Source organism: Clostridium sp., assembly GCF_029267215.1.
Classification (GTDB): Bacteria; Bacillota; Clostridia; order Clostridiales; family Clostridiaceae; genus Sarcina.
Map to the genome: position 1 here is coordinate 146,443 of NZ_JARIDH010000022.1, position 18,188 is coordinate 164,630.

The 18,188-nt window shown below is 24.7% G+C and carries 15 protein-coding genes and 1 CRISPR repeat array; of the genes, 1 reads left to right on the plus strand and 14 read right to left on the minus strand.

Annotation, left to right across the window (positions count from 1 at the left end; all coding sequences use genetic code 11):
• Nucleotides 1-50: 50 nt before the first annotated feature.
• Genes Q1K13_RS03110 through Q1K13_RS03120 form a run of 3 tightly spaced genes read right to left on the minus strand, consistent with a single transcriptional unit; the run spans nucleotide 51 to nucleotide 1,574 of the window.
• On the minus strand, nucleotides 51-425 hold the full coding sequence (locus Q1K13_RS03110; RefSeq protein WP_300347669.1) for a DUF6483 family protein: 375 nt from the start codon (nucleotides 423-425) through the stop codon (nucleotides 51-53).
• Between the two features lie 41 nt (nucleotides 426-466).
• Nucleotides 467-1,036 carry a hypothetical protein gene (locus Q1K13_RS03115; protein ID WP_300347670.1) on the minus strand — a complete coding sequence of 190 codons (570 nt, stop codon included), beginning with the start codon at nucleotides 1,034-1,036 and terminating at the stop codon, nucleotides 467-469.
• On the minus strand, nucleotides 1,029-1,574 hold the full coding sequence (locus tag Q1K13_RS03120) for a hypothetical protein (protein WP_300347671.1): 546 nt from the start codon (nucleotides 1,572-1,574) through the stop codon (nucleotides 1,029-1,031). Before Q1K13_RS03120 ends, Q1K13_RS03115 begins: the two co-directional genes overlap by 8 nt.
• A gap of 94 nt (nucleotides 1,575-1,668) precedes the next feature.
• Between Q1K13_RS03120 and Q1K13_RS03125 the strand changes: the two genes are divergently transcribed.
• Entirely contained in the window at nucleotides 1,669-2,127 is a 459-nt protein-coding gene (locus tag Q1K13_RS03125; RefSeq protein ID WP_300347672.1) for an NUDIX hydrolase, read from the plus strand.
• Nucleotides 2,128-2,540: 413 nt separating this feature from the next.
• On the opposite strand, the gene Q1K13_RS03130 is transcribed toward Q1K13_RS03125, so the two are convergent.
• From Q1K13_RS03130 to Q1K13_RS03180, 11 genes are all read right to left on the minus strand, one after another.
• The gene (locus tag Q1K13_RS03130) at nucleotides 2,541-4,337 is read right to left on the minus strand and encodes a DUF2357 domain-containing protein (protein WP_300347674.1); all 1,797 of its coding nucleotides are present in this window, start codon (nucleotides 4,335-4,337) and stop codon (nucleotides 2,541-2,543) included.
• On the minus strand, nucleotides 4,321-6,264 hold the full coding sequence (locus Q1K13_RS03135; protein WP_300347675.1) for an McrB family protein: 1,944 nt from the start codon (nucleotides 6,262-6,264) through the stop codon (nucleotides 4,321-4,323). Before Q1K13_RS03135 ends, Q1K13_RS03130 begins: the two co-directional genes overlap by 17 nt.
• Before the next feature lie 9 nt (nucleotides 6,265-6,273).
• Nucleotides 6,274-7,497 (minus strand): hypothetical protein, encoded by a 1,224-nt coding sequence (locus tag Q1K13_RS03140; protein WP_300347676.1) that lies wholly within the window; start codon nucleotides 7,495-7,497, stop codon nucleotides 6,274-6,276.
• Between the two features lie 431 nt (nucleotides 7,498-7,928).
• Nucleotides 7,929-8,075, minus strand: coding sequence for a hypothetical protein (locus tag Q1K13_RS03145; RefSeq protein ID WP_300347677.1), 147 nt, complete (start codon nucleotides 8,073-8,075; stop codon nucleotides 7,929-7,931).
• Nucleotides 8,076-8,264: 189 nt separating this feature from the next.
• A CRISPR array of direct repeats spans nucleotides 8,265-9,733; the repeat unit is 30 nt; unit sequence ATTTAAATACATCCTATGTTAAGGTTCAAT.
• Between the two features lie 181 nt (nucleotides 9,734-9,914).
• Nucleotides 9,915-10,211: a CRISPR-associated endonuclease Cas2 gene (gene cas2 / locus Q1K13_RS03150; RefSeq protein ID WP_300347678.1), complete on the minus strand. Its 297-nt coding sequence runs from the start codon at nucleotides 10,209-10,211 to the stop codon at nucleotides 9,915-9,917.
• A gap of 58 nt (nucleotides 10,212-10,269) precedes the next feature.
• Nucleotides 10,270-11,268, minus strand: coding sequence for a type I-B CRISPR-associated endonuclease Cas1b (gene cas1b, locus Q1K13_RS03155; RefSeq protein ID WP_300347680.1), 999 nt, complete (start codon nucleotides 11,266-11,268; stop codon nucleotides 10,270-10,272).
• A gap of 35 nt (nucleotides 11,269-11,303) precedes the next feature.
• A complete protein-coding gene (gene cas4 / locus Q1K13_RS03160) occupies nucleotides 11,304-11,795 on the minus strand; it encodes a CRISPR-associated protein Cas4 (protein ID WP_300347681.1) in 492 nt (163 codons plus the stop codon).
• Nucleotides 11,796-11,807: 12 nt separating this feature from the next.
• Nucleotides 11,808-14,468: a CRISPR-associated helicase Cas3' gene (cas3, locus tag Q1K13_RS03165; RefSeq protein WP_300347682.1), complete on the minus strand. Its 2,661-nt coding sequence runs from the start codon at nucleotides 14,466-14,468 to the stop codon at nucleotides 11,808-11,810.
• A gap of 111 nt (nucleotides 14,469-14,579) precedes the next feature.
• The gene (gene cas5b / locus Q1K13_RS03170) at nucleotides 14,580-15,377 is read right to left on the minus strand and encodes a type I-B CRISPR-associated protein Cas5b (protein WP_300347683.1); all 798 of its coding nucleotides are present in this window, start codon (nucleotides 15,375-15,377) and stop codon (nucleotides 14,580-14,582) included.
• A 3-nt stretch (nucleotides 15,378-15,380) separates the two neighbouring features.
• Nucleotides 15,381-16,334 (minus strand): type I CRISPR-associated protein Cas7, encoded by a 954-nt coding sequence (locus Q1K13_RS03175; RefSeq protein ID WP_300347684.1) that lies wholly within the window; start codon nucleotides 16,332-16,334, stop codon nucleotides 15,381-15,383.
• Between the two features lie 4 nt (nucleotides 16,335-16,338).
• Nucleotides 16,339-18,111, minus strand: a complete 1,773-nt coding sequence (locus Q1K13_RS03180; RefSeq protein ID WP_300347685.1) for a type I-B CRISPR-associated protein Cas8b/Csh1 — start codon at nucleotides 18,109-18,111, stop codon at nucleotides 16,339-16,341.
• Between the last annotated feature and the right edge of the window lie 77 nt (nucleotides 18,112-18,188).

The following is an 18,188-nucleotide window of genomic DNA, read 5'->3' on the forward strand; positions in this document are numbered from 1 at the left end:
CTTCTTTCTAAGTTTTTATTTATAAGATCATATTGCCTAAGACTTTATTACTATTCTACTCTCATTCCTAATATTTTTAATTCCTCTAGTCCCTCTATTATCTCTTTTCTTGAAAAATTACATTTATCTAACCTTTCATCACTATAGTTATTTATTTCATCATAAAATTTCAAGGCTATTTCATAGTTTCTTTTGCTCACATGAGATTCTAATGAATCAAATATCAAATTCTCTGCCTTATTTATCTTGCCTTCCTCTAAATACTTTCTAATCATTATTTCTAATAAATCATCTTCTGAAAGTTTCATATCATAATTATCATCTTCTATGTTGCTCTTTACAGCATCCTTACCTGAAGTTATTGCAATTAGCATATTGCTAGCTGCAGTTATAAGTCTCTTTATATAATCCTTCTCAAAATACATCTTTATCCTCCCAAAACTCATCTATTAATGTTACTCTCTTTTTACCCTTCATTTTTAATACTTCTTTCCCAGTTTTTATTTATAAGATTCATAATTCCCTTTATATTTTCATCACCTGGTTTAAAAAAAATCAATCCTTTTTTACCATTTTTCATATAATTTATACTTATTTTTCTTCCTACAATTTTAACTTCTGTTAATCCATAATATTGAATTTTATAACTTACCTTATCACTATATACTTTTATATAATTTTTATTTGATAAATCTAATTTTTCTTTCTTAAGATAATCCCTTTCCCCTAAAGAACCAAATAATTTTCTAGAATATTTTATTTTAGTTGCCATGATATTTATTTCGTATATGCTATAAAAAACTAAAATCATAGAAATTATATATAGTATATAACTGTGTACTTTGCTTAACTTAAGTAAATCTACCAATGTACCTGCAAAAACTTTTACCAATAAAAAAGATAAAATTAAAAACATAATAATTAAAAACCACTTTTCAATCATATATGTAGTTTTGAAAAGACTAAAATCGTAAGTCATTTTTAGCTTTCTAAGTTTACCTTTTTTTAAAGTATTATTACGTTTTATATTATGCATTCTTATTCCCCCTCATTGAAATTATCTCCTCTTTAAATTCATCAAAGTTTTCAAATTTATTTTTAGGGAACATAACTATAAACCCACTCTTTTCAATAAACACAATTGAATCCTCGTCATTTTTAACACGGCATCCACTTAAATTCAAAGTAATATCCTTCCATTCTGACTTCATATATAATTTTTTATCCTTTAATATCACATTAAATTCTCCAATTAAATATTGGTAATACTGAATTAAATTTTCTTTACTTAATCTATTCAATTTAAATTTTTGTAGAAAGTAAAAAATAATATAAACTAAATAATACAATATTGATATAAAAATTAAGTCAACCATCCCTTTAATAGAAAATAACTTGTCTTCTAAACCAATAATAATACTAGTAATAAGTACTAAAGCTAATAAAGCCAAAGAGCTCTTTTTAAAACTTTCAGATAAATCATCATAATTTTTTGTTTCACGAAAATAACTTTTTAAGGTTTTATTACTTTTTATATCCTCAAATTCTATACTTACCTTATATTGTTTATCCAAACAATCACCACTTTCCTTATTTTTAAATTTTATTTATCATATAAAAAATCTTGTTATAATAAATATATAGTAATTTTTAGGAGTTGACAATTATATGGATAAGCATTTCACTGTTTCAATATTTATAGTTCACAAGGACAAGGTATTATTACACCTACATAAAAAAGCTAAAAAAATACTTCCTCTAGGTGGTCATATAGAACTTAATGAATCACCTGAAGAAACCTGTATTCGTGAGGCCTATGAAGAATCTGGATTAAACATAAAAATATACAATCCATTTAATGAAAAACTAAAGAAAAGTTGTAATTTTTCAAATGAAAAACTTTTAATAAACCCAATGCACACAATTTTAGGTGAAGTAGCCCCTGAGCATTATCATATAGATTTTGTTTATTATGCTACATCAGAATCCTTTGAAACTAAGCCAGCATCAGGAGAATCTAAGTTATTAAAATGGTACTCAAAAGAAGAGATTAGAAACCCTACTAATATCCAAAATAATATTTTATATATGGCTAATGAAGCTTTAGATTTATTAGGGGAATTTTAAACTAGTATAAAGAGCTTGAAGAAAAATTTAATGGATTTAACTCTAGATTTATTAGGCAAATTATAAATATTAAACTTAAGCTTAGATTTCTTATAGATTTCAAAAGACTTTATAAAAAAATAAGTACTAAAACTTTAAAGCTATGTAAAAAATACATTTTTTTCAAAAACCATACTTAAGAAGTAAAAATTAAAACTTGCAAGCCCCTCATAAAACTAACCCTATTTTCCATGAAAATTCTTAAGTTTTTATGCTACTTGCAAGTTTTTTAAGTTCATTTTTTTAAACTTTATTTTTTAAATTATGCATTTTAAATATTAAGAAAGTTAATTCCTAAAAAAGAATTAATAATAAGAAATCTAAAGGAATACTAGGATTTAAAATCTCTTTGTTTTGTGCTTTTAATTAGCTATTTAAATTCCATAAAACCTTTCTTTTTTAAGAACTTTCTCTATTTCATTTTTAAGCTCTAAGGTGAAAACTTCTAAGTTATTTTTAGGCTTTAGTTTTATGAACTTTAAGTTATTATCCTCATCCTCATCTAAATTAAACTCATCATATTTAGACCTTGGATATAATACTATAACTTTTTGCAGAGGATTAAATGGTGTTTTTTCTTTTATAAGGTCCCCATTTTTCTTTAAGTTGAATATACTATCACAGCTTGTTCCATAAGCCATAAGCTGTTTTACAATGCCTTTGTCTAAGCTGCTATACCAATCCTCTTTCCATATATCTTCCCTATACCTATATTTAAATTCAAATATGATACTTCCTAGGAATATTTCATTTTTGTATATATCAAGTCTTCCATCTGGTCTATTATTTAAAGCCTTTATAAAAATTGGCTTTTCATTAAAATCTGTTTCACTGCTCTTTCTTGGAATAGGGCTATCATAATAAAATTTAAGGGTTACATCCTCTTTTTTGAAAGTTACCACAGTATTTTTATTTAAACTTTGTAAAATCTTATTTTTTTCCTTTGTATATATGTCTCCTTGAATATTTTCATACTTTAATTCATCTCTAAGTATTTTACATATTTTTATATAACACCACATTTCATAAAGATTATCTGTTCTTTTAAACTGGAGAGAGAAGTTTATATTCTCTTTCTCTTTTTTTAATTCCTCAGAATGAAGTTTTTCATAAACCCTATATAATATGTTATATCTAGAATCTTGAATAAGCACATGGGGAATACTATGACCAAAAGTTCTTCCAACCAAATTATACCAATCAGTTGATTTTAATATATTTATGGAACTTCTCATTCTATCTGCCTTTATTCTAAGCTCCTTTATACCTTTTAAAAGCTTTAGTCTTCTTTCTTCATTTAATTTACTTTTTAAATCCTCTTCATTCCCACTAAAATCACTTAACTTTTCCTTTTCTACCTCTCCAACTCCTCTTGAAAACCTATTTAGTATGGTCATCATTTCACATACAATCTTTTTTACCCACCTATTTTCTGGTAAATCATATTCTATATTTTTTATTGGTGCTTTCATAAATCCAGGCTTTATTGAATTATTTAGATAACTTCTCATTGTAATGTTATCTATTTTTCTAACCTTTTCCTCATTTATAACTCTATAACTATTGCTTATTTTATAATTCGGCCTAACTTTAAGTTCCATAAGAGCATTCATTATATTTGAAAAATCCTTCTCTATTATAAGAAAAGCATATAAATCTTTAGGAAGCTCTTTTAAAAGTTCTCCATCTATAAAAGAAAACTTTCTCCTTATAAACTCAAAGCTTATTCCATCAATTTCACTTTCTAATTCTCTCTTTAACTCATTGCTCTCATCAAAAGTTAAATTTTTACCTATTACATTAAATAGGGAGTAATAAATTTTTCCCTCTACCTTTACTCTTATTTCATATATTCCTGGTATAAATGGACAAACTCCCTCATTGTAGTAAAGAGGAAATTCCTCCTTACATGGTTTAATATAAATCTCATTTTTTGATATTCCAATAGAATCCTCTGAAAATGAATCTAAAGGAAATTCATCTAAACAATCTAAATAAAGTTTTGCATCCTTATTTTCACAGTTAAACTGAATTGTTATTAACCTATTTTCCTCAATTTCTACTAAATCTTTCTTGCTTATATCATTTAGTGTTTCATAAAAATTCAAAGTTTTTATTTCATTGTTGTATAACTGATGAAAGTTAACCTTAAAATTATAATGTGTATCCATATATCTCTAACTCTCTTGCCTTATTTAAGATATAAGCTCTTGATACTTCAAAATTTGATACATCTTTAAATTCATCTAAGATTTTAAGAATTTCACTGTGTAAAACTTCTTTGTTATAATACTCACCTATAAATTCTCCCCACTGTTCCTTAGTTCCTCTAATCTTTGGTAAAACCCTTTGAGCTAGCTGAATATCAATTCCCTTTTCTCTTGTTATAATTTTTCCTAAAGGTAAATTCCTTATATAACTATCTATTTGACTTACTATCCTAAAGCCTATACCTACATTTCTATTTAAAACATTCATATTTTTATGAATTTCAGTTAAAAGTTCTAATTCTCTTTCTGTTAAATCTATACACTCTGATTTTTTTGTCATATTATCATAATCTAAAAATGAAAACTCTTCTAAATTACTTTCTAAAGGTTCTCCACATTCTAATTTTTTAAGTTCTAAGAAACTTACTTGATTTAAACTTATAACATTTGCTCTATCTAAAACCTTATCTGAAAAATGACAAGTAGATTCATCTAAATTAACAGTTCCAACAAATAATATGTTATCTCCAATTTTTATATTAGCTTTATACCTATCTGAATTTTTTAATTCCTCTTCTAAACTTTTATTATAAAGCTTTAATACTCTATCCTCACCATCTAGCTCTAAGACTGATAAAATCTGTGAAAAATAATGCTCAACCCTTGCTAAATTCATTTCATCTAAACATACTATATAAAGTTTATCCTTATTTTTCTCTGCTTCAACTAAAGTATCTAAAAAGCCAGAATCTCCTGGTCTATACACTTTATTAATGGTATCAACATATCCTAATAAATCACTATCATCAGTCCATGAAGGTCTAACAGGTATGAAATTTAGTCCCTCTTCCTTTAAGCCTAAAGCTTTCCCATAAGCTTGTACAATTTTAGACTTTCCAGTTCCACTCATGCCAGATAGTATAACAAGTTTTGATGATTTCATAGAGGTATGAAAATTTATTAAGTCCTCTTCTTTATAAAGTAGATTCATATTTCTGCATGTCTTAGTAAAGTTATTTATAAATTTCCCTTCATGAGTATTTTCATCTAAAATATATCCTTTATGTTCATAAGAATATCCTTCTTTTTTCCTATTCTCTTGTAACAAAACCTCTTTTCCACTATTATTCTGAAAAAAGAAATCCTTAAATTCCTCTTTTAAAGCCTCCTCTTCTTTTTTAAGTACTTCTTGATTATTAGCTAAATCAATTATTTCTAAAAAGGTATTCTCTTCAACAAAAATTATATCCTCACATTTTGGACTTCTAACAAAGCTTTGATACCATTTTTCATCCTCTTCAACTACATTAAGCTCATTAAATCCATAGCACACCTTGTCATCTATATATATTTGCCTTTCTATTCCTGTAATAGCTCTTATTTTCTCCTCATCTTCAAAGAATATTACTGATGGAGCAGAATCCCTGCCCTCTTCTACACCATTCACTCCTTCAATCCACTTATTATTTAGTAATAAATTCTTAAATTCTTCAAAAGAAACCTTGTTTTTCTTTTTTGAGAATACTGGAACTACTCTGTAAGTATAATCCTCTTTAAAACTCTCTGGCTTCTTAAGAATAATTGTCTCCTCCATAAGATAATTTTCTACGTCTTTATGAAATTCATCCTTTTTCATAGGCTTAAACATAACTAGTTTATCTAAAAGAAAGTCTGAAAGTCTCTCTTCTCTTACTTCACGCTCTTCATCTTCACAATCAAAAAAACCATATTCATACATTCCACTAGAAAAACAAGCAAAACTCTCTTCACATATTTCTCCATTATTAAACTTTGAAATTGTCTTAACTCCAAACTGAAGTATTTTTCTGTTATTTAAAAATATATTACTATTTACTTTTCCTAACATGTATATACTAAAATTCTTCATAATACCCTCCTACATAACTACATCCATATGATCTTTTAATTCCCCAAAGCTTCTAAACTTATAAACCTTATAATTATTTTCTCTTCTATTTATTCTACTTTGATCCACTACTTGTAAGTCATATAAAAGTACCCAAACTTCCTCATAGTCATTTAAAAGTTTATCTAAATCCTCTATCTTTTTCACGTCAATTTTACTAAAATCATAATTTAAACCTTTTATATGAAAATCATCTATTTCTCCTATTATGGCTATTCTTCTCCTTGAAAATCTCTCCATTTCTTTCTCTTTAAGCTCAATTTCTTTTTTAAGCTCCTTAATCTCATTTTTCAACTTGATTTCTTTATTTTTAAACTTTTGATTTTCGCTTTTTAAAAGAGCATTTTCTTCATTTCCCTGTCTTTTTTCATTCAAAGCCTTGTCATATCTTTCTTTTAATGAATTATATTGCTCTTTGCCTTTCTCCTCAATTCCATTAAGTTTTTTAAGATTTTTTTCAAACTTTTTATTTTCTAACTCTAAATCATTTATTTGTTTTTTTAAGTTTTTAATTGAACTCTTATTCTCAAGCAAAGCTACTTTTTTCTCTTCTCTAAGCTTTCTAATTTCCTCATCTTTTTTTCTATTTTTCTCTTTTAAAATTTCATATTCCTCTTTTAATTTTAAGAGAATTTCATAAGAAACTTCCTCTTTTACCTCTTCTATTATTTTACTTTCTTCTATACTTGAAGCTATTTCCTCCTTAGCTTCTCCTTCTTCTAAATTTAATTTTTTATCTTCTAATTTGTTATTATCTTTTAAACCATGAACTTTAAAATCATTATTTTCTAGGATATCTACCTTTTTTTCTCCTTCATAAGTTAGTCTTAATGAATTTTTTTCTATTTCATCTACAATTAATTCTTTAAGACTTAAATAATTATTTTTTTCAGTGGATATAATAAACTCAATAATTTCTTCATTTGCATTTCCATCATTAAAAATCTTTATTAACTCTTCTTCTTTATAATTCTCATTCATTCCATTTAAAGAAGTTAAATCAAAAAAATCCTTAAGACTATTTATATTTGATTTATTCTCCAAGCTTCTTGATATAATAACTCTAGGAGGTAAAGTTTTCTTTCTTTTGTTCTTTGGAAATCCATTTATATTTAAATCTACATATCTAATTATTTCTCTTAATCTTTTTTCATCTACATTTTTAATATACCATTTTAAAATTTTTTCATCCATTTTACCAAAACCTCTCAATTTTAATTTAATTTATCTATTTAATTATACAAAATCCTAATATTTTTTCCAATTTATAACTCAATATAATTAATCAATAATAGAAGTTTTTAAAAAATTTACTAATATATCCTTAATAAATTCATATATTTTTCTCTTCTAAAGTCACCAGTTTTCTAAATTAAACCCAAAATAATACCCATACTAAAATAAAAAACTTCCATTAATACTATAAAAATTCATTAGCACCAAATTTAACAGGCATTTTTATTTATGCTAAATAAAAATATAAATAATCTTTAAATGCTTTCTTAGTAGCATTAGATGTAGTTCTTCTTTGATGAAAATAAAAAAGGACTTAAAGATAAATAATCTTTAAATCCTTTTTCAGTATAAATTCATATAATACCTCTAATTTTTCATGATTACTTCAATTAAAACTCTTCATAGCTTATGTTAAACTCTTCGCCTTTTTCATCACTAGGAAGATTTTTACTTAAAGATATGTAAACAAGTCCAATTAAAGCTGGTAAAATAAATATTGATAAAGATAATAAAATGGCAAAATTTAATAAGTTCATAATAAAAACCTCCTTTTAATATAATGTAAAAATTTAATTATTGCTTATATAAATTCCTTGATTTAATTATATAAGAACTATTTAAAATCTTATATTTAAAAACATTACACTAAAGTTACAAAAATGAAACATTTATTAAAAAAGATTAACATTAAAATATGAACATATTTTTTGAATTAATCAAAGTACATTTAAATACATCCTATGTTAAGGTTCAATCAATTAGTAATAATTTGTCTATAAGAGAAAGTTTTATTTAAATACATCCTATGTTAAGGTTCAATTTATGTTCTACATAAACATCAACAAAAAATTTATCTATTTAAATACATCCTATGTTAAGGTTCAATCAAGAGAATTTGCAGACGGCTTACAAAATAAAGTTTTATTTAAATACATCCTATGTTAAGGTTCAATCTTCTATGTATTTGCTTAATAAACTGCATTTCCCATTTAAATACATCCTATGTTAAGGTTCAATCTTATATCAAGAGAATCTATTATTTCATTTTTTATTATTTAAATACATCCTATGTTAAGGTTCAATAAAGGTTTCTCGTCCTGCTATTAAATTTAATTCTGAATTTAAATACATCCTATGTTAAGGTTCAATTTTTTAAAAATTCTAAAGTTTCTTTTTGCTTTTGTATTTAAATACATCCTATGTTAAGGTTCAATCACTTGCGGAACAAAAATATTATACAATAGAAAAAATATTTAAATACATCCTATGTTAAGGTTCAATATTAATAGGTACAATTAAATCAACTGGACAGAAATTATTTAAATACATCCTATGTTAAGGTTCAATTAACTAAGTTGTCTATTTCCTCATTCAAAGCATCTATTTAAATACATCCTATGTTAAGGTTCAATCGCTTGGTATTGTTGTTAGCATTCCAGTTGCACAATTTAAATACATCCTATGTTAAGGTTCAATAGGAAGAAATGAAAAAAGAAACACATAAGCTTGGATTTAAATACATCCTATGTTAAGGTTCAATATTTAGTGTAATTCTTGTTACTCAAAATGACCGCTATTTAAATACATCCTATGTTAAGGTTCAATCACAATCTAACACTTTAAAAAATCTTTTAGTCATTCATTTAAATACATCCTATGTTAAGGTTCAATTTTAAAAGAAAAATGGGGACATGGTTCTGCTTACATATTTAAATACATCCTATGTTAAGGTTCAATTTGGTTCTTTTCTTTTTGTGACAATGCATCCTTAGAATTTAAATACATCCTATGTTAAGGTTCAATGACTTAAAAAAGAAGAAGATATATATAGTGCAAAATTTAAATACATCCTATGTTAAGGTTCAATGTTGGTAAAAATGGGCTTAGTATAGCTAGTGTTAAATTTAAATACATCCTATGTTAAGGTTCAATCCATATATTTTAAATTTATATCCGAAAATTCTAAAATATTTAAATACATCCTATGTTAAGGTTCAATGTTAGATTGGTTTATAAAAATTTTAAATATGGGTTATTTAAATACATCCTATGTTAAGGTTCAATCAAAATTTATACATACGACTTTTTAGAAAAAATACAATTTAAATACATCCTATGTTAAGGTTCAATATAAATTTTAAGGAGGTGGCAATCATGAAAGATAATTTAAATACATCCTATGTTAAGGTTCAATGCTTGTAAAATAGCCATTTTTATTTTCAACTTTTTTATAAGATATTGTTATTTCAATATCTTCAATAATATTTTACCAATGTTTCATTAAAATTTAAAGCATAATATTATATTTCTTCTAATCGCTGTTATTTCAATAGTTTAAACCTTCTTTTATTTTTTTATCATTGGTAAAATATTAGTTAGAGTATTAAATTTTCACCATTTACTACTTCTTTAACGCCTAAAACTTCTTCTCCAAAAACCTTACCATTTAATAATTTAACTATACATATAAAATCTTCATCTTTTTCTATTACTTTATTTAAATCTTTTCGCAAATTAATAAGATTAGATGGTGTTATTTCTCCTCTAAAAACTGACTTTTGAAAATGTGATAAATACTTTTTGCAAATTTTAAATACTTTATTTACCCTTTTTTCATTTACATCATAAAATAAAAAAGCATAATTATAGTTTATATTATTTTTCCCTTTCATATTTTCCTCCAAGCTCATTATAATCTATAGTCTACAAGTTTATTATAACTATACTTTATTAGTAATTATCTTTTAAACTAAATGGCTTAAATTCTTTCCCCTCCATTATGAATTTTATAAGTTTATAGCAATCTAGTTTTATAGCTGTTTTATAAGTTATTTTCCTCTTAAGTTTTGGATGTACAAATACTGAATCTAACCTTTCTTCAAAAGCTTTTATAAATATTTCTCTTCCCTCTTCATTTAAAAGACAATAATTAACTTTCTTATCAAAATGTTTTTCAACCTTTAATGTTTTCCTATTTACCAATTCAAAAATAGTCTTATATACTATTACTGGTTTAAAAACCTCACTAATATCTAAACTTAATGAAAATCTACCTTCTGAAGGCTCATGCAAAAAACTTATTCTTTGATCTAAGTGAGTTTTATATATAGTTGATATTGTTTTAGTATATAGAAGAGTATTCCCAAAGGATATCAGAGCATTTATTGGATTATCTGGTGGTCTTTTGCATCTTTTATTCATTATAAATTCCTCTGGTAATATAAACTTAAAATCAGAATAAAACCTTTGCCAAAGCTCTCCTTCAACAGCCATTATCTCATTTATATTTTTTGAATTATCTAATCTAGTGTAAAATTCTTTTTTTATCCAATCTATAGTTACTTTTACTTCTTTTTTATCATGTTTATAGTAATGATATAGAAGTTCATATATATTTTTTCCTATCCCTTCAACTATATTTTTAGCTATTTCTATTCTATTTTCATTAAATACTTTAACCTGCTTTATTAATAACTTTCCACTATTATATTTATTTTTAGGATAAAAAGTCCCACTATATCCTTCATAATAATTAAAAAAGTGCATAACTATATTATTTTTTCCTATAAAATCTAATAACTTTGTGTTTATGCTTATTTCATTTAGACAATATATTTCATTTACTCCTTCTACAGGTATATATATGTTTTTTCCACCTTTTCTAAAACATAGCGAGTTATCTTTTCTTGTAAGTTCACCCATAGAGCTTATATACTTGGTTTTTGCCATATTTTAATACTCCTCTCAAACTTTTATAATCTTCTCTAAATATAACAATACTCATAATAAGCACACTTTTTACATTTAGGCTCATTTAATAATTTTGGTATATCCTCTTCTAAAATTAACTTTTCAATATCACTAATAACTTCATCTAATTTTTTCTCATTTTCTTCTGTTAATTCAAAGGTTAAAGTTTTCTTTTTTGTTTTATTTTTTTCTATAAACTCTAACTTTCCTTTTCTCTCAATCCCTTTATTTTTTAAAACTTTAAGATAGTATAATAACTGCCACTTTGAAGCCTCTACATCAGCATCAGACTTCTTAACTTCTGTAAGATATTCTTTTGTAAGCTTATCAATCTTTATATTTTCAATTTCTATTTCTGTATTATCCCCTTTGTTTCTCTCTTCATGAAGTGCTTTACCCATGCTAACATTTTCACTATTATCCTCCAAATTTAATCTGTTTCCATGAAAATAACATTGCCTTTTACAATGAAAATAATAATTTATAAGTGTTCCATTTGCTTTCAAAATTCTCACCTCTTACAAAAATTCTCCAATGTCCTTTTCAAACAAAGTTTTATTTAATTTCCCATTTTCAAAGAAATCTTCTCCATTACTTATATAAATAAGTTCTCCAATTCTATCATTATAATTAAAATTTTGATTTGTTTTTATTCTATAAATAAAATAATTCATATCAGCTTTAATCTTTGAAAGCTTTATTATTTTTTCTGCATAATCAATATCATTATTTAAAAGTAACTTTTTATATTTTTGCCATACATCTTCTCCATTTATTTTTTTTATAGATTCTTCTTTATTATCTTTAACTTCTAATTCATAAGCTAAAAATATTTGAATTTCATTTTCTTTTTTATCTATCAATCTCATCTTCTTTTCAATTTCTGAAAAATTAAGATTTCCAACAGAATTCTTAAAAAACTCTCTTGTATTATTTGAATTTTCTCTGCTTGTAACTTCTAAAAGGCTTTCATTTACAAGTTCATTATATTTGTTAAACTGCTTTTCTTTAAGTATTTCTCTAAGTTCTTTATTTTTTAAAGTTAAATTTGAATTTTTTCTAACATCTTCTTTATATATGCTTACTGCATCATCTAAATTAAAGAAATAAACTATTGAATCCTCCTTTAGGCAGGATCTATTTATTCTTCCTAAAAACTGTTCTTCACTATCTAATATAGATGAATCTTTAAATCCAATATCCATATCTATGTCTACTCCAGCTTCTATAACCTGAGTTGAAACTAAAATTATGTTTTCTAAAGGATATTTTAATTTATTACCTTTAATCTCATCTATTATATTTTTTCTTTCAACAGAATTATCATCTCCTGTTAATAGTCTAATCTCTGATTTTATTTCTCCTAATTCTTCTTTTGATTTAAGTTCTTGAAAAAATTTATAGGCACTTTTTTTATTTATAAATTCTACTATTCTCTTTTTTCCCTCATATTCTTTAAGCTTTTCAATTAATTTCTCGAAAATTTCTTCATCCTCTAAATCCATTAGAGAATAATCTACCTTTACTCTATTTTTAAACTTCTTGTTTTTAAAATATTTATCTCTGTTTTTTATTAAATTAACTGAATTATCATTTTCTAACCCCTTTGAATTTAATAGTTTTTCTAAATTTGGTAAAGTAGCAGACATTATTATAATCTTTATATTTAGTAACTTTGAAAATTCATTTAAAAACTCTATTATTTCTCTCCATATTAAATTTTTATAACTTTGTATTTCATCAAGTATTATTACACTATTTGCTAATTGGTGAAAAGCAAATATATTTTCTTTATTTGTTCCAAACATATATGAAAATAAAGATACGTGAGTTGTTAAAATCATAGGATAATTTAAAAACTGCCTATTTAATAAGGATTTTGAATAATCAATGTATTCTTCATTTTCAAAATAAGAATCTCTTTCATAGTTATCATTTATTACTTCTTTTATTGGAAACAATGAATTTATAACCGCAATTTCTTCTAAAACTTCTTTGTTGGTTTTATATATTTTTTTTAAAGTTTCAATATTTTGTTCTATAAGAGTGTTAAATGGATAAACATAAAATATCTTATTTTTTGAAGGATCCTTTTCTATTATTTTAAAAGCTAAATTATTTGCTACATTACTCTTTCCACTACCTGTAGGTGCTTCTAGATAAAATATATTTTTGTTTAAATTTTTAACCATCTCCTTTTCAGCATCTAAAAACATCTCATTTCTTAAGATATTTATATTATCTACTTTGGAAAAATCTTGATTTTTTCCATATTCACTTTTTTCATATTCTCTTATGTGTTTATAAATCTCCCCCTCTCTAAAGCTCTTATAAAACTTACCTATATCCTTAATTGTTCCTATATCATTTATCTCTGTTCCACTCATATATTCAGATGTAGCATAATAATCACAGGCTATTAAAATTGAAAGCATAAACCTTTCATAGGTGTATAAGTTTATTGAATTTTTGGTTTCATTTTCCTCTTCTAAAATTATCTTATTAAATTCCTTAAACCTATCTATTATTAAATTTATCTTCCCTTTATTTAATCTTAGTTTTTTAAAATAAACTGGTTCTATAACGTTCTTAATTCCCCTTATTTTATACTCTTCAAATTCTACCATAAGCTTACCAAAATCTCCTGAATATAATTTAATATCATCTAAAGGAGAATGGTGTTTTGATATTATATATGAATTTAAAATAAGTAATGCAAAAAACACATCTTTATTGTCTTTTCCTATCTTATATGCTTTTCCTAAATTTAAAATTTCCTCTAAAAAATAATCTATATATATTATTGATGAATATATGGAATGATTTGTATCTGAAATAAGTCCCATATCAATTTTTAAATCATTATCCATTTTTTCCTTTTGAAAATTCGGATTTATTTTTCCTATATCATGTAAGCTAATTATTCCTAAAAGCATTTTTCTAAATAGTTCTTTTTCTTCCTCCAAAGGATTCTTTAAGAATATATTTTCAAAATTTAAAAAAATCTTTTCTAATTCTTTATCCTCATAAATTCTTTTAAAATACTTTTTACATAACTCTATATGTATTTTTAAGGTTTCTTTTTCTTTTATATTTTCATTATCTTTATGTGCAAAAACTTTATAATTTTCTTTTGTTAAATCATCTAAATCTATATAATCTAAAAATTTTAAATACATAATGATCCCCTTTCTTTTTAATTTAATTTTCATATAAAATTTGGCTGTATTACATATCCAAAAAGTATATATAATACAGCCTATTACTTTAACTTATTTAAAATATTTTTTCTATATAAATTGAAGTGTTTTATCTTTAACTTTATAAATTAAACTCTCTTTTTCTTTTTCTAAATAGCTATTTGTATAAATTAAGCCCTTACATTCATACATTGTTGTTTCATCATTTAAAGTTATTGGTAAAAATTCTTCATATTTATAATAAGTTTCTTCTTTATAGTTTTCATCTTCAAATTCATTAAACATATTAAATATATCATCTTTCTCTTTCTTAGAAAGCCTATAACTATCTTTTATAAAGAAACTATCTATACGATTTACTTCTATACACTCTTCACAATTACATATTTCATAGTTTAATAAATCTACCATGTGATCATTTTTACCTAGGTATGGTAAATATACATAATTTCTATTTAAAATAGCCTTTGAAATTTTATTTGCTTCTTCTCCATCTAAAAGAAGATATATATCCCAAGAAGGGTTTTCTAGCCATTGCTCTTTAATAATAAGAGTTCCCCCTTGCTCCTGTGAAGCATATCCAACAGTATTATTGAATACATTTAATCTCTTTCTAATAACCCCATTTTTATTATTAGGGACTATTGAAATCTTTAAATCTTTAAGTTTTTCATAAAACTCTGGAAACTTTGTTTCTATCTTTTTAGATTTTTCACCCTTATATTTTGAATTTCTCTGATTGTATCCACCATATCCTAATATTGCTCCAAATATACCAAGAAGAGCTACTTTGTGTATATGACCATAGGTAAAGTACATATTAGAATTAACATCTGGTCTTTTGAAAAATCCAGTTTTCCCTTCTAATGTGAATTTTAAAGCTTTCATGTATTACAACACCTCTTTTTTACTAAAGATATTGTAATATTTAGCTCCTTCAAAATTAGCTTTCAAATCAATTGTTAAAGGATTATAGAATATTTCTATACTTTCAATCCTATCCTCTAAGCCCTCTAAAACCTCTTTAAAATTTAATTCGAAAATATTTTTTTCTTCCCCTTTTATAAACTTCACATATCTATCTAGATTTGGTAAATATAATGTACTATCTGTTTTTATAAATATTGAAAGTTCATTTTCACATCCAACTTTTGAATTGGTTGCAAATGAAGTTGTTGATGAAATTGCAGCTTCTTTAAACTCCTTATAATCCTCTTCTGTATATCCATCTGTAACACCTAAATTTATAAACTCTTTATACGCAAGTGGATTTATAACAAAAGGATAGCAATAATGTGCTTCTGGAGTTACTATTTTACTTCCTAATGTTGAATTTTTTGCCTCTTCATCACCTTTTTTATTAGCCTTTTCACTTCCATCTCTAAAAGGAGAAAGTATTTTCTGTTCCTCAGCCTCTGCCTCATCATATATATTGTATCCTTGACCTATTTGAACAGCCCCAGTTATTGATATATTATTATTACTCTCTGCAAAGGTAGCTCCAAAGTTTTTTACATCTTTAGCTTTAAAAAGATTCATTAAAACATTTCTACCATCTTTTTCATCTTTTAAATTATCAATACTAAAGATTTCCTCATATCTTTCTTTTAGTGATTTTGGAACTAAAGAAACTTCTCCTTTTTTTCCATCTGAAAACTTCATTGATTTTATATAAAGAACCTTATCACCTGCATTATCCCATGATTTTTTCATAGGATATTTTAAAGCTTTGTCACTTCCAAATATATCTCCTTCAGAAGTTGTTTTTGGAAATCCTGTAAAATCAGCATTCCAGTTTGCCATTCTTGATGAAATGCAAATTAATCCATAAACTCTTTTATCCATATAACTAATTCTCCTCTCTCTCAACTTTTTCAAATATTATATTGCCGCTTAAATATCCCGCTGTTATGAAATCACCTTGTATTTTACCTTCTACTTCATATCCTAAAACCATAGTATAAAGTCTTTTAAATCTAACATCTTTAACTAAGTCTAAATCATAGTTATATTTTTTATAAAACTTAAAAAGATTTGACTTTATTATCTCATCATTTTTCGCATTAATTATTGGATTTGCTAAAGATAAAGGCTTGTTTTTACCCTTGCTCTTTCCTATTAAATATGAAGTTAATTGACCAACTGCAAAAAAATATTCTCTATCACTTTCTATAGCATCTTCTTTGTTTTCTAAGACTTTATTTCTTAATCCTTTTCTTATGCCCATAAGAATATCAGCCATGCTTTCCTCTCCTCCTTCAAAATACTCTTTTAAAGAGTAGATTAAATTAAATTGATTTAACGCCTTTATAAAATATCCGTTATCTAAAGAAGTTTTTAAGGATAATCTTGAAGCTTTATTTAAAACATTCCAAACATGAGTTTTATCACCTTTATAGAACCAATTAAAAAGTTCTCCTCTCGCCATAAATAAAGCTCTTTTTAAATAAACTTCTTTAATTGAAATATCTTCTGAAAAGTAATTTGTTATTAAAAACTTGTTAAAAAATATTACATTTATTAAGCTTTGTAAATCCTTTTTATTATCAATAACTTTGTAGTCCCAATTATCTTCTTTTTTCCTGTTTTGAAGTAAAACTTCTCTTTTTTCACCTATTATATTTTTAAATTCAAATACTTTATTTAACTTAGGAGAATATTTTGGAATAATGTCATAATCCTTAATTTCACATTCTTTTCCTTTTAAAACTCTTATGTAAATCCCACTGAATTCTTCCTTTAAAAATTCTCCATCCTCAATAGCAAAAAACTCTGAATCATTTAAATAAACGTTACATTTTCTTTGTACAGCTAAATTAAAAAGAAAATCAAAAACTTTTTTCTGTCTTAAAACCTCCTCTTGATTTAATAAGGTTGGAAAACCTAAATCTCTTGTCTTATTTTCTAAATAAGGTTTTTTTGAATTTAAGCCCATATTATCATTGGGAACTCCCTTAATTTCTCCATTTATTTTCAAGTTATATTCATTGCTATTATAAATATTTGGAACTAAATAACGTTTACCTTCTTTGTAAAAATCCTCTTCATCAAACAAGAAGAATATCTTTAAATAATTTTTATCTTTTAAATCTACATCTAAAGTAAAAATATTTTCCAAAATCCAAGACTTAACCTTAGATAGCTTTTCTAAATCAACTTCTCCTAATTGCTTTTCTACTTCTTCATATATCTCTAAAGATTTTTTCTTTTTATAATATTTTTCTCTTTGATTTGATAGAATCTTATAATATTCATCTATACGCTCTTTGTTCAGCTTTCTTTTTCCATTTTTTTCATCAGGTTTTAAACTATCTTTTTTAATAAAAAAACTTAAATAGTTATTACTATGTATAACTTTTTTCCCATCAATTGGTTTTTGCATATTTATAAGACTATTATAATCCATTTTACAAATCAGCTTAAAATTTTCTATGGTAGAATCAATTTTTTTATTTTTTTTATCAAATATAATATTAGTTCTAAAAAATTCTTTAAGATTTCCATTTTCATCTGGCTTTACTATTAAATAAGTTCCATCACTTGGAATATAATTGTCTAATATTTTGCTTTCTAAATTATCCCCAAAATTACTATAAATATAGTTTTTAACTTGATCTAACATCCATTCTTTCCTCCCCTCCTAATTAACTTCTACTTATCATATCAAAGGTTTCAATACCAATAATTATTTTATTTAAA

Coding starts and splice junctions, on each gene's coding strand:
- Q1K13_RS03115 (WP_300347670.1), bottom strand. CDS start 1,036: ATGCATAATATAAAACGTAATAATACTTTAAAAAAAGGTAAACTTAGA.
- cas5b (WP_300347683.1), bottom strand. CDS start 15,377: ATGAAAGCTTTAAAATTCACATTAGAAGGGAAAACTGGATTTTTCAAA.
- Q1K13_RS03140 (WP_300347676.1), bottom strand. CDS start 7,497: ATGGATGAAAAAATTTTAAAATGGTATATTAAAAATGTAGATGAAAAA.
- cas1b (WP_300347680.1), bottom strand. CDS start 11,268: ATGGCAAAAACCAAGTATATAAGCTCTATGGGTGAACTTACAAGAAAA.
- cas2 (WP_300347678.1), bottom strand. CDS start 10,211: ATGAAAGGGAAAAATAATATAAACTATAATTATGCTTTTTTATTTTAT.
- Q1K13_RS03130 (WP_300347674.1), bottom strand. CDS start 4,337: ATGGATACACATTATAATTTTAAGGTTAACTTTCATCAGTTATACAAC.
- Q1K13_RS03110 (WP_300347669.1), bottom strand. CDS start 425: ATGTATTTTGAGAAGGATTATATAAAGAGACTTATAACTGCAGCTAGC.
- cas3 (WP_300347682.1), bottom strand. CDS start 14,468: ATGTATTTAAAATTTTTAGATTATATAGATTTAGATGATTTAACAAAA.
- Q1K13_RS03125 (WP_300347672.1), top strand. CDS start 1,669: ATGGATAAGCATTTCACTGTTTCAATATTTATAGTTCACAAGGACAAG.
- Q1K13_RS03175 (WP_300347684.1), bottom strand. CDS start 16,334: ATGGATAAAAGAGTTTATGGATTAATTTGCATTTCATCAAGAATGGCA.
- Q1K13_RS03135 (WP_300347675.1), bottom strand. CDS start 6,264: ATGAAGAATTTTAGTATATACATGTTAGGAAAAGTAAATAGTAATATA.
- Q1K13_RS03180 (WP_300347685.1), bottom strand. CDS start 18,111: ATGTTAGATCAAGTTAAAAACTATATTTATAGTAATTTTGGGGATAAT.
- Q1K13_RS03145 (WP_300347677.1), bottom strand. CDS start 8,075: ATGAACTTATTAAATTTTGCCATTTTATTATCTTTATCAATATTTATT.